The 14,684-nt window shown below is 42.8% G+C and carries 14 protein-coding genes; 3 read left to right on the top strand and 11 right to left on the bottom strand.

What is annotated here, in order from left to right; translation table 11 throughout:
* Window positions 1–350: 350 nt before the first annotated feature.
* From clpB to rluD, 3 genes are all read right to left on the bottom strand, one after another.
* Window positions 351–2,924: an ATP-dependent chaperone ClpB gene (clpB, locus tag HC733_RS09485; protein WP_190364804.1), complete on the bottom strand. Its 2,574-nt coding sequence runs from the start codon at window positions 2,922–2,924 to the stop codon at window positions 351–353.
* 89 nt (window positions 2,925–3,013) lie between these two features.
* Complete coding sequence (gene pgeF / locus HC733_RS09490; RefSeq protein ID WP_190364805.1) at window positions 3,014–3,739, bottom strand: peptidoglycan editing factor PgeF; 726 nt, start codon at window positions 3,737–3,739, stop codon at window positions 3,014–3,016.
* A gap of 11 nt (window positions 3,740–3,750) precedes the next feature.
* A complete protein-coding gene (rluD, locus tag HC733_RS09495) occupies window positions 3,751–4,728 on the bottom strand; it encodes a 23S rRNA pseudouridine(1911/1915/1917) synthase RluD (RefSeq protein WP_190364806.1) in 978 nt (325 codons plus the stop codon).
* 123 nt (window positions 4,729–4,851) lie between these two features.
* On the opposite strand from rluD, the gene HC733_RS09500 reads away from it, so the two are divergent.
* Window positions 4,852–5,610, top strand: a complete 759-nt coding sequence (locus HC733_RS09500) for an outer membrane protein assembly factor BamD (protein ID WP_190364807.1) — start codon at window positions 4,852–4,854, stop codon at window positions 5,608–5,610.
* 114 nt (window positions 5,611–5,724) lie between these two features.
* Here HC733_RS09500 and glnB read toward each other — a convergent pair whose 3' ends face one another.
* Window positions 5,725–6,063: a nitrogen regulatory protein P-II gene (gene glnB, locus HC733_RS09505; RefSeq protein ID WP_190364808.1), complete on the bottom strand. Its 339-nt coding sequence runs from the start codon at window positions 6,061–6,063 to the stop codon at window positions 5,725–5,727.
* A gap of 128 nt (window positions 6,064–6,191) precedes the next feature.
* Here glnB and HC733_RS09510 point away from each other — a divergent pair, with 128 nt between their 5' ends.
* On the top strand, window positions 6,192–6,743 hold the full coding sequence (locus HC733_RS09510; RefSeq protein WP_190364809.1) for a GspH/FimT family pseudopilin: 552 nt from the start codon (window positions 6,192–6,194) through the stop codon (window positions 6,741–6,743).
* Between the two features lie 136 nt (window positions 6,744–6,879).
* Window positions 6,880–7,404, top strand: a complete 525-nt coding sequence (locus HC733_RS09515) for a GspH/FimT family protein (protein WP_190364810.1) — start codon at window positions 6,880–6,882, stop codon at window positions 7,402–7,404.
* A gap of 7 nt (window positions 7,405–7,411) precedes the next feature.
* Here the strand turns inward: HC733_RS09515 and HC733_RS09520 are convergent, their stop codons facing one another.
* The 7 genes from HC733_RS09520 to HC733_RS09550 form a co-directional block, all read right to left on the bottom strand.
* Window positions 7,412–7,828: a type IV pilin protein gene (locus HC733_RS09520; RefSeq protein WP_190364811.1), complete on the bottom strand. Its 417-nt coding sequence runs from the start codon at window positions 7,826–7,828 to the stop codon at window positions 7,412–7,414.
* Window positions 7,818–10,874 carry a pilus assembly protein gene (locus HC733_RS09525; RefSeq protein WP_190364866.1) on the bottom strand — a complete coding sequence of 1,019 codons (3,057 nt, stop codon included), beginning with the start codon at window positions 10,872–10,874 and terminating at the stop codon, window positions 7,818–7,820. The genes HC733_RS09520 and HC733_RS09525 overlap by 11 nt, the downstream gene beginning before the upstream one ends.
* Window positions 10,875–10,879: 5 nt before the next feature.
* Window positions 10,880–11,350, bottom strand: coding sequence for a pilus assembly protein PilX (locus HC733_RS09530; RefSeq protein WP_190364812.1), 471 nt, complete (start codon window positions 11,348–11,350; stop codon window positions 10,880–10,882).
* Window positions 11,338–12,333, bottom strand: coding sequence for a PilW family protein (locus HC733_RS09535; RefSeq protein ID WP_190364813.1), 996 nt, complete (start codon window positions 12,331–12,333; stop codon window positions 11,338–11,340). The genes HC733_RS09530 and HC733_RS09535 overlap by 13 nt, the downstream gene beginning before the upstream one ends.
* A 3-nt stretch (window positions 12,334–12,336) precedes the next feature.
* The gene (gene pilV, locus HC733_RS09540; protein ID WP_446727636.1) at window positions 12,337–12,894 is read right to left on the bottom strand and encodes a type IV pilus modification protein PilV; all 558 of its coding nucleotides are present in this window, start codon (window positions 12,892–12,894) and stop codon (window positions 12,337–12,339) included.
* A 99-nt stretch (window positions 12,895–12,993) separates the two neighbouring features.
* Complete coding sequence (locus HC733_RS09545; RefSeq protein ID WP_190364814.1) at window positions 12,994–13,659, bottom strand: LytR/AlgR family response regulator transcription factor; 666 nt, start codon at window positions 13,657–13,659, stop codon at window positions 12,994–12,996.
* A complete protein-coding gene (locus HC733_RS09550) occupies window positions 13,656–14,681 on the bottom strand; it encodes a sensor histidine kinase (RefSeq protein ID WP_190364815.1) in 1,026 nt (341 codons plus the stop codon). The genes HC733_RS09545 and HC733_RS09550 overlap by 4 nt, the downstream gene beginning before the upstream one ends.
* Between the last annotated feature and the right edge of the window lie 3 nt (window positions 14,682–14,684).

A 14,684-nucleotide genomic window follows, 5' to 3' on the forward strand; every position in this document is an offset into this window, starting at 1 on the left:
TGGCTTAGAAACAAGGCAAATATTTCGCTATGTAGTTATTCTACATGAGAAATATTTAACGCAGTTAATGAGTCATTTAGCTCGCTAGAATGATCAATGTATTAATAAAATTGGTATTAAACCAAGATCCTTCAAAGTAAGCAGAGAAAACTGAGTCAAACAGTCTGTTTGAACATTTTTCAGCCACATTTAGCGGTCGCCATTACACTCATTTAGGATGAGATTTAAACAAAAAAAATCAGAAAAAGGGATTGGTCACAACTAAAAAGAAGGTTAACTATAAGTGGATAAAAGAAATTTTAGTAAGCTCAACACAACATCTGTCAAGCTTATTAAATCATCGGGTAATATTACTTAACAAAAACTATTTGATCGTCCTTCACATCAACGGTGATATGGTCACCACTGACAAACTCACCCGAGAGTAAACGCTGCGCCAATGGGTTTTCAATATATTGCTGCACGGCACGTTTTAGAGGCCTCGCACCAAATACCGGGTCAAAACCGCTGGCAGCAATTTTATCTAATGCCCCTTCTGTTAGCGTAAACTCATAGCCTTTTTCAAGTAAGCGCGACTCGAGTTTCTCTAATTGGATACTCGCAATTAGCCTTATATGCTCATTTATTAGTGGATGGAATACCACGGTCTCATCAATACGGTTAATAAACTCAGGCCTGAATTGACTTGCTAGAACTCCCATCACCAACTCTTTTAATCTCACATAATCATTGTTGCTTGCTTGCTCTTGAATGATATCGGAGCCTAAGTTAGAGGTCATAATGATCACGGTATTTTTAAAATCTACGGTGCGTCCTTGACCATCGGTTAAACGCCCATCGTCCAACACTTGCAGCAGAATGTTAAACACATCAGGGTGCGCTTTTTCTACTTCATCTAATAAGACGACTGAATATGGTCTGCGCCTTACAGCTTCAGTCAGGTAACCACCTTCTTCATAACCCACATAGCCTGGAGGTGCGCCAACTAATCGAGCTACCGAGTGTTTTTCCATAAATTCAGACATATCAATGCGCACCATGGCATCTTCAGTATCAAACATAAAGTGTGCAAGCGCTTTGGTGAGCTCTGTTTTACCAACACCTGTTGGGCCTAAGAATAGGAAAGAACCTATCGGACGGTTTGGATCGGCCAAACCGGCACGAGAACGCCTAATCGCATTTGCTACGGCATTAACTGCTTCATCTTGACCAATCACTTTTTTGTGTAATTCGTCTTCCATTTGCAGTAGCTTTTCGCGTTCGCCTTGTAGCATTTTTGCTACCGGGATCCCTGTCCAGCGAGATAGGATCTCAGCAATTTCATCTTCGCCAACTTGGTTTTTCAATAAACTCATTTCTTGCATCTCTGCTTGAGATGCTAAATCTAATTTTCGTTCAAGTTCAGGAATACGACCGTACTGCAGCTCAGACATACGCTGTAAGTCACTTGCTCGACGGGCAACTTCTAAGTCTAGACGGGCTTGCTCAAGCTCCGCTTTGATAACTTGGGTACCCTGCAAAGATGCTTTTTCTGCATTCCAAACTTCATCTAACTCTTTATATTCAGTTTCCAGCTCTGAGATCAACGACTGCATTTCGCTGCGACGTTTTTGGCTCGCTTCATCTTTCTCTTTTGCTAGTGCGTTATCTTCGAGTTTTAACTGAATAATGCGGCGTTCAAGCTTATCTAATTGCTCTGGTTTGGAGTCTATTTGCAAACGAATCGAACTACCTGCTTCGTCAATTAAGTCAATCGCTTTGTCAGGTAATTGGCGGTCACTGATATAGCGATGAGATAAGTTCGCCGCAGCTACTATCGCAGGGTCGGTAATATCAACCGAGTGGTGTAATTCGTAACGCTCTTTGAGTCCTCGCAAAATAGCGATGGTATCTTCTACACTTGGCTCACTAACAAACACTTTTTGAAAACGTCGCTCAAGCGCTGCGTCTTTCTCAATATATTGGCGGTATTCATCCAACGTTGTAGCACCCACACAGTGCAGCTCTCCTCGTGCCAATGCTGGTTTAAGCATATTGCCTGCGTCCATCGCACCATCTGTTTTACCGGCACCAACCATAGTATGAATTTCGTCAATAAATAAAATAACTTGGCCCTCTTCTTTTGCCAATTCATTAAGTACCGACTTGAGCCTTTCCTCAAATTCACCTCGGTATTTAGCCCCCGCGACTAACGCCCCTAAGTCTAAAGATAAAACACGTTTGTTTTTTAAGCCCTCGGGCACCTCTCCGTTTATGATGCGTTGCGCTAAACCTTCAACGATAGCTGTTTTACCTACCCCTGGTTCACCTATCAAAACTGGATTATTCTTAGTACGGCGCTGTAACACCTGAATGGTGCGGCGAATTTCGTCATCACGACCAATAACAGGGTCTAATTTACCCTGCTCTGCGCGCTCAGTTAAGTCTATGGTGAATTTTTCCAGTGACTGGCGTGTATCCTCTGCATTCGGACTATCAACCTTTTGACCGCCTCTGATAGCTTTAATAGCGGCCTCAATTTTAGGCTGAGTGATATTAAGCGCTCTAAATATGTCCCCTAGCGGCCCTTTATCTTCGCAAGCAGCAAACACAAATAATTCGCTAGAGATATATTGATCTTTGCGCTTTTGCGCGTATTTATCACAGAGGTTGATTAACGAAATCAAGTTGTTTGAAAGCTGTACGTCACCGCCAACACCTTCAACTTTAAAAATCTTTTCGATCGCTTGTGATAGCTTGCTATTTAGCTCATCAGCACTGACACTGGCTTGTGCGAGCAAGGCGCGAACACTTGAGCTATCTTGCTGCAATAATGAATACATTAAATGTACAGGCTCAATAAATTGATGGTCTCGCCCTAAGGCTAATGATTGAGCATCTGAAAGTGCGGCCTGAAATTTACTGGTAAATCTATCTAAACGCATGGGTATCGACCTTTACAAAAAACTTTAACTAGTTAATTAATGGGTATTGCATGCGAATTGTTCAAGTTATAAATAACAACAAAACAACATTAATTGCGCCAGATCAAGCTGGCCATGCGCCCCGTTTTGCCATCACGACGATATGAAAAAAACAGCTCTTTTTGCGTTACAGTACAATATTGACCACCAAATATCTTAGTAACACCAAGTTGGGCCAGCTGACGCTTTGCTATGGCATAAATATCAGCAATGAACTTGCCATCTTTTTGTGCAAAAAAGTCATCTGCATGAGCTGGATTGAGCGCACAAAATTGTGCCTTAACATCGCTACCCACCTCAAATTTATGCGGGCCTATCGCAGGCCCAAGCCAAACGCACAACTGCTTTGGGTTTGATTGAAATAGAACCAGCGTATTGTCAATAATTCCCTTCGCAAGTGGTTTCCAACCACCGTGGATCGCCGCAACTTCACGACCTTGCTGATCACAAATTAGGATCGGCAAGCAATCGGCAGTCATAATAGCTAATGGTTGCTGTGATAATCGTGTATATAGCGCGTCAGCTTTGGGCCATACCTTAGCTGGCGTGTTTTTATCAATAACCAGCACATCAGCACCGTGAACTTGAGTGAGCCAATGAGCTGGGTTGGGTAAGTACTCTAGCAGTTGCTTATGATTGGCATCGACATTTCTGGGCTCATCATTCACATGATAACCTAAGTTAAAATTCGCAAAAGCCCCACTAGAGCAACCACCTACTCGAGTTGTAGAAAGTGCACCAACGCGATGTTGCATGGACCAATCCGGCAATAGCATAAGCTTAACGCCTAAAGCGCTAGATCTGGATTGGCTTTCGTATCTTCACGTAATGCTTGTGTAAGAATTTGCATATCTTCAGGTACCGCCGCTTCCCATGTCATCATTTCGCCAGTAATTGGATGCGCAATACTTAACTTAATTGCATGCAATGCTTGGCGTTTAAAGTCACGCAGCTGAGCAAATAACTCAGGTGTTGCATTACGTGGAGGACGAGGACGACCGCCATATAACTGATCGCCAATCAATGGGTGGTTTAAATAAGCCATATGAACACGAATTTGGTGAGTACGCCCCGTTTCCAAGCGTAAACGTAGTCGCGTGTGAGCTCTGAACTTTTCAGCCACACGGTAGTGCGTAATTGCTGGTTTACCCATTTCATGTATAGCCATATGCGTACGTTTTGTAGCGTGACGGCCAATCGGTTTTTCAACCATACCACCCGCTGTCATTGTGCCATTACAAATGGCTTCGTATTCACGGGTAAAGTTTTCACGGGCTTGTAGATTTTTCACTAAGTGCGTTTGTGCTTGAATAGTTTTTGCAACCACCATAAGACCCGTAGTGTCTTTATCTAGACGGTGCACTATACCAGCACGCGGCACATTAATGATATCAGGGTGATGATGCAACAGGGCATTAAGCACTGTGCCATCTGGGTTGCCAGCCCCTGGGTGCACTACTAGCCCCATAGGCTTATTGATCACTAAAATATCGTCATCTTCGTATACTATGTCTAAGGCAATATCTTGTGCTTCATACTCTCGTGGTGCCTCAATTTGCGTCTCTATCGCAACCACTTCACCTCCCAGTAATTTTTCACGAGGCGTGTTTAATACACTCCCGTCAACCGTGACTTTATCGTCTAAAATCCAAGTTTTTATTCTCGAACGAGAAAAATCTGGGAACAATTGCGCCAAAATTTGGTCTAGACGTTTACCGCCTAACTCAGTGGGAACTTCAGCTTGAAGAGAAATTTGCTCTGACATCTGTAACTTTACCTAATTTACCAGTGCAAGCTTTGCTCGACTGGGTTAGAATCGCATAAATGCATAGTTTACTCGGTTTTACCCACTTGGCCTAGCCGAAGACAACAAAGGTAGTAAAATAAAATGATAAAAAACTTAAGGAAGCGCGCCTTTTCCATCGTACTTAGCGCCTCATTTTTAGGCTTAGCAGCCTGCTCTTCTGCGCCAGAACAAGATGAAATAGAACGCGTACCAAATAAGTCAGCGCAAGCTTTGTACGAAGATGCCAAAGAAACACTAGATTCGGGGCTGTATGCAAGAGCAATCGAATTATTAAGCGCCATTAATTCACGTTACCCATTCGGACCTTTTTCTCGTCAGGTGCAGATGGACTTAGTATTTGCACATTACCAGACAGGTAACACTGAACAAGCACTGGCACATATTGACCGTTTTATTCGTTTAAACCCGAACCATAAAAACTTAGATTACATGTACTACATGCGTGGTTTGGTAAATATCAAAGCGGATGAAAATGCCTTTCAAGATTACTTTGGTGTTGATAGAGCAGACCGCGACGCTAACCGCACACGAGTGGCATTTCAAGACTTATCAACGCTAGTTAACAGCTACCCTGACAGCGAGTATGTACCTGAAGCTAAAAAGCGACTGGTTTGGCTGTTAAACAAAATGGCCCGCTATGAGTTGAAAGTAGCTCAATACTACTTTGAGCGAGAAGCATACCTTGCTGCGGCAAATCGTGGTAAATACGTTGTTGAACACTACTCTCAAAGCAGCTACCTAAATGCCGCTTTAGAAATGATGGAAAAAAGCTACAAAAAGCTTGGTTTGAACGAACTAGCAGACAATGCTCGTCAGACAAGACAGCTGAATAAACGCTGATCAATCGACTGGTTCGCTAGAGTGTAATACGCCCTAGCGAACTGTATTTATGCAAATACAAGCAATATAAAAAATCCCCACGGTATTGGTCGGGATATCAGAGACTTATATTTATTAAATTGCGTCTTCGTCTTCTTCGCCAGTACGAATACGCACTACACGCTCAACTTCAGTGACAAAGATTTTACCATCACCGATTTTGCCTGTTTGAGCGGTTTTTAATATCACATCAATGGCTCTATCCACATCTTCATCGGCTAACACTATATCCAGCTTCACTTTAGGTAAGAAGTCAACCATATACTCAGCGCCACGATATAACTCAGTGTGACCCTTTTGACGTCCAAATCCTTTTACTTCGCAGACAGTCATACCAGTAATACCGACGTCTGATAAAGCTTCTCTTACATCATCTAGTTTGAATGGTTTAATTATCGCTTCTATTTTTTTCATGGCTCTGCACTTTCCTATGATGGTGCGTCGATTTTAATCAATACTCAAAATGTTAGCAAACAAAGTCATTGCCTTAGCATCAAAAAGCGCGCGATAATGAATAAAATTAATGTAGGACAAGCTGTAAGATGTATAAACGCTATTTGTTTAAAGCCAAAGGTTTTACACTGGTTGAATTATTAATCACCTTCGCCATATTAGCTGTCTTAGCTAGCATTGCATTCTCTGGTAACAATACGCTTGTTGATAACAACCGAGCTGAGTCATACTTGCAAGAATTAAAGCGCAACATTATCTTTGCAAGAGCCAAAGCGACTTCAAGTGATGAAATTGTCATACTATGCCCTGTGGATGAAGGAAATCTAAACCGTGGCAGCGACTTAACTTGCCTTAACAACTGGTCCAGTTCAGCAAAAGTGGTATTCGTTGATCATAATAATAATGGCAGCTTTGATAGCACGAGCGAGTCTATCTTAAGAGTGATAGACCCAATACCTGGTACTGACTCGTTAAGTTTTGCTAACAGCTTCATCCGTTTTGATGGCAGCGGACAAGTTACCAGCAATGTGGGTAAATTCATATACTGCCCTGAATCCACCAGCGCTTCTAATCAGATGTTAACGGTGACGCTATCTGGTAATGCTTTATTCAATGGCACAACTACGTTAGCTTGTAATTAGCACGCATTTTCTATCCCTAAACGCTTATCAAAACTCGAAATTAATTAACGTTATTTCTTTTCCTATGGCTTGATTTTAAGCACTTATAAACTAGCTTTTTAGTTACTTTTCTAAAGTTACAAATCCAAGGATGGATATGACTATAAGTAAAAAATGCGCTGGGCTCACCTTGCTTGAGATACTAATAATTCTCGCTTTGATGGGAGTTTTTCTAAGTCTAGCATTATCAAGTTACGGCGAGATCATCTCTGAGCACAGACCAGAATTTGCACTAAAACAACTCAAACGAGCATTAGCACTAGCCAGAACACAAGCCGCCTCGACAGGCAGCAAGACCACAATTTGCCACCTCGATAACAATCGCTGCACCGCCAACGCATGGCATAAAGAAGTCACTGTGTTTATAGATAGGGGAGAGCTTAAAGTACTCGATAAAGACGATGTACGCTTATATGAATTACCCGCAATACCAAAACAAGATTCACTAGCCTATCCAAGGCCGGCAATTATATTTAATTATGATGCATCAATTAGAGGATTTACCAATGGCACTTTCATTTATTGCTTAGCAGAACAAAATGACGAATCTAAAGGTTTAGAAATGAGTGTAAGTAACGCGGGCCGAGCTCGAATTAGGGACACTGACAAGTGTCCCTTGTAGCAATTTATTAGCGCTGCCAGCAATACTCTTTTGAGGCACTACCTTTGCTAAGCTTTTGACCTAATTCATTGATCATTAATGCAGTGCACTCTTTATCTCCATACACAGGTCCCGCTATTGGTGTTGCAACTACCTCAAATTTAGTGTCATCCACCGTCACGGACATCGAATAGAAGCCATTCTCTGTTTTTTCTGGCACGCCAATATCAGACAGCTTATCGGTGAAAACTCGGTTGTCGACAAAATACTGCTCTTGCTTATTTGCAGCATCAAGCAGCACAACCATTGCCTCTGAACGGGCTGCTTTTACAAGAAATTGTTTATAACTAGGGTAAGCAACCGATGCCACTATTCCCAAGATAACCAAAACGATTAGTGCTTCTAAAAGCGTAAACCCTTTTCCTTTAATCTGATTATTTTTCATCGTTCTCTTCTTTTTTGTAAATGAACATCTGCCTAGTCTTCAACCCAAAGTCTACTTGCTCGCGGATCAAGTTAACTTTGCCATTGATAACGACAGGTTGTGCTTCAGTCACAATCCCCGCCGCCTTCCATGGTGTTCCCACCACAGGCCCCTTGCCTTGGCCCGAACCTTCACTTTTTTTAATTGCAGGCCCAACCATGCGAACAACCGTTTCGCAATCAGTACCACTGCCGTTTTCGCAGCTCACATACTTCTTAGGGGTGTCTGGTACTACAGGTGTGGTTTCGTATTTGAGCTTGTCATACACTTGCGTACCATAATGTAAATGAAATGCATAAAGCCCGCCCGTTCCTGCCGACGCTTCACAGCGACTCACAGTGGCAGGGGGTGTAAAAGACGTAAAGTAAGCAACGCCTCCAACGACTGTTGGTGATGCAAGGGATTTTTCATTAGCTGAAAGTGCATATTTCCAACCATGGAAGCTACCTAAAGTCACCTCAACATCGGTAAAGCCATCAAGATCACTTAGTTTTGCAGCAAAAGGGTCATTACTAATGTCCATTAAATTATTAATTTTTATCGGCTCAGGAACATTGGATTGAAAAGACTGTGTCACCGTATTTTCATCTCTGATCATAAACAGATAGTCCCTCACGCCATTTAGCGTGGGTCGAGATCGATTGCCAGAGCCTAATAATATCGCCTCATAAGGCGTATCTTTGCGCGTTTTAAAGGTTGTTCCTGACACCGTCGTACGTGTTACTTTACTAAAATAAGTATTGGCTACGGCAGGTTTGTAAAAGAATCGTCGGTCACCTGTAGCGCCTACATCAGCTAACTCCGCTAATTTAAAATGGGTCCACTTCGTGTCTGCATCATTTGGGTTAGCTCCTGGCATGTCTACTCGCCATACATCACCCCCTGTATCAGCAAAATAAAGCCTATCGGTGTAGCCGTCATAATTAGAGTCGAGTACCTCGACATCTCCCGGAATGCTGTGCTTACCTTTAAACCCAGTTTTAGGCGTCAACGACCACACCAAAGTGCCAGTTTTAGCATCAACTATGAATATGCCTCTACCCACGCTATCCAAAGACTTTCCATTACTGTCTTTGTTGGTGTCATAACCCGCAGCAAAGATCAAAACAGGCGAATTACCTTGTTTTTCAATAAAGGTAACCTGTGGCTTTGACCACGTTTGTGCCAGTTCTTTAAAATCGCCATCAGTACCACCAACAATTGGCCCTCCCCACAACAAAGTCGGACTATCTGGAGTTGTTATATCAAACGCATAATAACGATTACCACCACGACGCATCCCCGCAAATAGCCATACTTTGTCTTCACCATTAACTTTTTGGTCTTGGTTAATATCGTGAAAGTAAACGGTCAAAGGCCCATCCATACCATACAGTTTGGTGTCAGCCTTACTCACTCGAGTACTATGCAATATGTCAAACAAGTCTTCAGGAATAAATGCCCAGCTTTCAGATACCGTCTTACCTTCATCTTTAAACATATGTAAAAGGCCTGCGTTGGTACCAACAATGACTCTAATATCGCCATTGCCATAATCCATGGTCACTGGCTTAGAATGCAGAGGATCACCAAAAATGGTTTCCCTGCGCTCATTTGTATCACCATCTTTGTCTTCATCATCAACATCTTGTCCGTAGACCCAGTTAATTAATTGCTCTACGTTTCTCTTCTTTGGCCCTGAAATGTTGCCTATATTGAGCTTATCTGCAAAAGTCTTCCATTTACGGTACTGTCTTTTGCCTTCTGCTGCACTAAACTCGCGCAGCACGCCTGAGCCATAATCCGAATAGATAGTACGCTGGCTCTGCTTTTGTAATCTCTCGTTCACTCCACCGCGCTTGACGCTGTTACCATCTTGAGAGCCCGACTCTGACCAAAATGTCGTTGCGCCCGCTTTAATTAAACCATTTTCATCTAAAGCTGCGGCACCATGCATATCAACAACGTTATTATTTGAGAACTCAAGTTTTTTTAAATTTCCTTGCCAGCGTGCATTTGGAGAAGCCAAAAACATAGTGTAATAAAGGGCTTTCCCGCTTTGCGTTTGATCTGAACTACTAGTTGCAATAGAGGGAGAGGTAAAACTATCATTTAACTCACGGATGTTATCTAACTGATTTTTTAATGCCTCCGACAGTTCACTTGCGGTATTCGCTTGGGTGTAAACACCACCACCTAGCTCTGCCGTTTTTTCTAGTATTTCAATGCCGTCAGCGTCCATTCCTGTACCAAAGCCAATGGTGTACACTCGACCTCGGTCCTTAACACTACCACCACGCAATGTATAAAGGTCGTCCCGCTGGTGGATAACTTCAGCAAGGGCGGGCAAATAACTGCTGTGCAAAGTCGTCGGCAGTATTGAGAATGTTGCAAGGTATTCGCTGATGATGCTCAGATCACTGTCACTATCATTTGATGGTTCACCATCTGTCATGATAATTACATTAGCGGAACTACCGCAGACATTTGGGTCGTTGGCGATAGCCTCAAAAGGTGAAATATAATGACCATAACGTTCTACACTGGTATCTTGATCGGCAGATGGCCAAAACCATGAATAATAACGAGTGCGCCCACTTAAGTATAAGTAGGATTCCCACAGCGTTTCACTTAATGGCGTTGCACCGTTGGCTTCAAGCGAGCTTACTTGACTCAATATGGTTGAGCGATTCGCCCCGAGGCCAGCTAAAATATAACCGCCATTACTACCATTAAAACGCATCAGACCAAAATCGATATCAGCGTTGTCATTTATTAGCTTGGCGATAGCATTTTTCGCAACCCCTAAGCGATTATCAGGACACAAAATGTAGCGATTGAGACCATAATCGTAACCACATGAGTCACCCGTTATACTCGAAAATGCCATACTGCCTGATGTGTCAAAGATGATCATCACTTTAGGTGTTTGAGGCGCATTAACGTTACGCTTTAAATAAAGCTCTATGTCATCAGCGAAGGCCGTTTTAGTTATGAAAAGCAAAATGCAAACTAACAGTTTCTTCATCTTCATTAGCGCCCTTCTTCTATGCTAATCATTTCTTGACCAATACCTGTGACAACTGTCATTGTATGCTGAGATTTACTGCCATAGGTAATTTTGGTTTCCAACTGAGTCATGTTACAGATAAGCCCTGATGTATATGAGTACGACCTAGGACAATTCAGTTCCAACGGCCCATTGTTTAAGCTCGTCACGGTATTGACCGTGCCGTTTAAACCATTGAAGCTGTTTCCTGAAGCAAGCTGCGCTTTACTGCGTGTAAATAAGCTCTCGGCACCTAAAGCCGTTTGCGTAGCAATCGCCCTTTGCACCTCGCCCATCAATACACTGTCGGCTTCTTCACGCTCTTGTGCGGCATTGGTGATTTTTAAGTCCAAGCTACTGGTACTCATTAAAGTAACTGCAATTGCGCTGACAGCCACTATCATGATCATGGCACTGATCAGTACAATACCTTGTTGTTTTTTTATAGACGCCATGCGATTGTTCCCATGTTATTTAGCCTCACAGTGGTTGAAAATACAGTGCGACGAAAATTGTCAGTTACGGTATGCACGCGCTTGTCGGGATCTGAACCTAGGGTATAGGTGCGATTTTTTAGCTCTAAATCAGCATCAGGCTCTAAAGCACGAACCAAAACAAAAATTTGTACAGTTAAAATGCCATTTAAACGTTCCCAATCAGATGCTGTCATATCTTGTGTACTGCGATAACTGTCCACGCGATAATCTGCATCCGTATCTAAACCAAATACAAAGCGAATATCCTCAACACCTTCCATCACGACTTCAACACGCATTCCTCCATCTACCGTTAAGCGCTTACGTGCTAGCACTGGAATTACAAGCTTTTGATCTCTAATGGTGACTTCCTGCTCAGTCACATAATAAACATGATGACTGTAAGGCCAAAGTGTGGAGTTAACCGTAGGCAATGCTGTTTTTTTCACCCCTGATGTGAAAACAGCTTTTTCTTGATCGGCAATAAAATAGTAACGATTGCTAGCCATATCATCGCTCTTGGCCAACCGCTTGCCTTCTAAAAACTTAAACTGCACTACATCGGTGTTTTTCTTAGCGTTTGATATACAGTTGAGCACATCGCTGCTGGTGGCAAGCGTGGCAAAAACCGAGCGAAAGTTAGTTGGGTCAACACTTGGAAAACTGCCATTATTTATGCCACCAAAGCAATCGCCTCTGGGATTTGCAATACCATCAGCCATAGTGACATTGGTTTCGCTGAAGCCTTCTTCATAAAAAGTCCCCCAAAACCCCACTTGCTCAATATCGCGTTTTAAAATATCTAAAGTCAGTCGCCCTGTTTCTTGCATTTCACCGATAACCATCGTATCTCGAGTGGTGACTTTCATACTGACATATGTCGCCCCCACACCGCCTAAGATGAGCACTCCTATAAACATCGCAATAAGTAGCTCAACGATAGAAAAGCCTTTATTAAACATGTATTAGGCCCTCAAAAGAATGTAGCTATTGAGCACCACCAAACGACGTTTATCATTTTTGATACCACAGTTAATAGCTTGATTATCTGCACTTGCTTTCATCGCTTGCCTGCCTTGCCATGCCACCACTACTTCAACATTAAAACCACGATTACGGGTACCACCAACAACGGTTGGGGTAATACATACCGTGGTATTGTCTAACGAGCCGGTATTCTCTCGAGCACGTATGGCTTGACGCCAGTGTTCAATATCCGTTGCCGCAATCGCAGCGGCATTACATTGGTCACTAAAGCAACGGGTGACGGGGTTTAGAGCTGTTTTACTATTGAACACTACTTTGTAGTTAGCACTAATTGCTTGTGTGTCATTCACTCGCAGCCGTTGCATTATATCGTTGGCAAGAGCAATGGCTGCGGCGCGCTGCATCGCGTCAAAACTTGCTTGTTTTGCCTTGGCTTGTAACGCCACAGCACCTAGCAACCCAAAGCTAAGCACCATAAACGCTATCAAGACTTCTATCAGCGTAAAGCCTTTGCTGTTGGCGGCTTTCATTAGCATGTCTAACCTTCAGATAAAGTTATATAGACTTAGCGTACAAAAAGGTAGGAAATAAACAAGGCTATTGACCCATGAATGGTAGATATTGCCGATAAACGGTCAATTGCTGGATTTTATTGCCTTTGCAGCACGGCGGCTCACTGCGATCTGCTCTGGAAAACCTTCTACCGACACAAAGTAACCACCGTCATTATTGACCAGCGCCTTCATGGCACTGCGTTTAACTAAGGTATTTCGATGAACTTGTACAAAATGTTCAGGGTAGCGTTCAGATAGTTGTTTCAGGCTGGTCTCTATGATGGCCTGTCCTGCACGAAAATAGAGTTGCGTGTATTTATCGTCAGCTCGCGCGACGAGTATCTCTCTCACCTCAACCCAGCGAGTCTGATTGCCAAGGGTATATTGAATTTTTGGTGGAAATAAGTGTTGTAACAACTGGTGTAATTCGCTTTGCTCTATTGGTTTAACCAAGTATCCACTGGCAAACACACCAAAAGCATCCAACGCATATTGTGGATGCGCAGTTACAAAAATAATCTTAGGTATTGCGGGTAAAGAATTGATACGCTTTGCCAATTCTAGACCAGATATCTCGGGCATACTGATATCTAAAAATATCAATTGCGGCTGATGTTGGACTATTAATGTCATCACTTCATCGGGCTTGCCCGTTTGCGCGATACATTCAAACTCTGCAAATGAGGCGAGTAACCTTTTGATCCGCTGACGAGCCAGAGGCTCATCATCAACAATCATGTACTTCATGAAACACCTACCAATGGCAGCGTCAAGCGGACGATATAGCGATCACCCACGACCTCTGTATGTAAACCTGCTTTGGCCCCAAAGTGCAATGCTAACCTAGCTCGGATATTTTTCAGCGCCAGCCCGTTCCCTTGAGGCTGGTATGACTGAGAATACGCATAGCTATTGCTTATTTCAAGCTCAATAAATGCCTCACTGTGCGTCAATTTGATGTTTATTTGTGTCGCACCTGAATTACCTTCAACACCATGTACTATGGCGTTTTCAAGCAAAGGTTGTATCGTCAAAACGGGCAGTTGAACATCGGGAATATTTTGTGGTAATTGCCAGTCAATGGCTAAGCGTTCGGCAAATCGCCACTGCTCTAGTTCCAAATATCGCCTAGCTAATTGCAGTTCAGCGGCTAATGAATTGAGTTGCTGTACATGCATTGTTGCTTTACATAACTGAGCTAAGGTGATCACCGCTTGCTCTGCAGCATGTACATCTAACTGGGTCAGTTCGGCAATTGTGTTCAAGCTGTTGTACAAAAAATGCGGCCGAATTCGAGCACTGAGCGCCTCTAGCTCTACTTTTGACAAAGTCTCTACGGTTTGAAGCTTATCTAAAAAAATCGTCATAGTGTGGATAAACAATAACGACACAAATAAGCAAATAGTCATATTTTTGAATAAGAATGACCAATCAATATGTGGTTCTTGCTCAGGGAACAAAAAAGTAATAATGAGGCTGAGCATGCCAGTAATGGCTGCAAAGGTTGCAACGATTAATATTACTTGGCGATACATGCCATATTGGCACAAATACGCTCTCAGCACATAAAGCGCGCTAAAACCAACGGCGCTCACAGTATGGACAAACAAGCTAAACATGCCGAGGCGAACCCAAACATTTTCATAACTCATTGGTGCAAATGCTAATACAAAGGCAAGAATTTGCGAGGTGACAAGCATAGCAAGTACACCTCTAGGTGTGATAATGGTAGGCAGCAGCTGAGATGTTAAATCACTCGACTTAAACATATT

Source organism: Pseudoalteromonas sp. S16_S37 (genome assembly GCF_014694405.1).
GTDB lineage: Bacteria > Pseudomonadota > Gammaproteobacteria > Enterobacterales > Alteromonadaceae > Pseudoalteromonas.